This is a genomic window from Hymenobacter bucti, from assembly GCF_042681145.1.
Classification (GTDB): domain Bacteria; phylum Bacteroidota; class Bacteroidia; order Cytophagales; family Hymenobacteraceae; genus Hymenobacter; species Hymenobacter bucti.
On the sequence record NZ_JBHUFD010000022.1, the window covers coordinates 1 to 618 of the forward strand.

The window sequence follows — 618 nt, forward strand, 5'->3', positions numbered from 1 at the left end:
CGACCAGTGAGCTGTTACGCACTCTTTAAAGGAATGGCTGCTTCCAAGCCAACCTCCTGGCTGTCAAAGCAACTGGACCTCCTTTGTTCAACTTAGCTAGAACTTAGGGACCTTAGCGGCGGGTCTGGGTTCTTTCCCTCTCGGCCGGGGACCTTAGCACCCCAGGCCTCACTGCCGTGTATGAATTTGCTGGCATTCGGAGTTCATCAGGATTCGGTAGGCTCTGACACCCCCTAGTCCTATTGGTAGCTCTACCTCCAACAAACCTAACCACGACGCTGTACCTCAATACATTTCGGGGAGTACGAGCTATTTCCTAGTTTGATTGGCCTTTCACCCCTACCCTCAAGTCATCCAAATCCTTTTCAACGGAAACTGGTTCGGACCTCCACAGCGTGTTACCGCTCCTTCATCCTGCTCAAGGGTAGCTCACTAGGTTTCGCGTCTACCCCCACTGACTACGCGCCCTATTCAGACTCGCTTTCGCTGCGGCTTCGCGCCTTAAAGCGCTTAACCTTGCCAGTGAGGAGTAACTCGTAGGCTCATTATGCAAAAGGCACGCTATCAGACCATTTATAGTCCTCTAACTGCTTGTAAGCACACGGTTTCAGGTTCTTT

At 51.8% G+C, this 618-nt stretch carries 1 rRNA gene; it reads right to left on the reverse strand.

Going from position 1 to position 618, the window contains the following annotated elements:
* Nucleotides 1-618 (reverse strand): 23S ribosomal RNA (locus tag ACFSDX_RS25175); the annotation flags it as partial.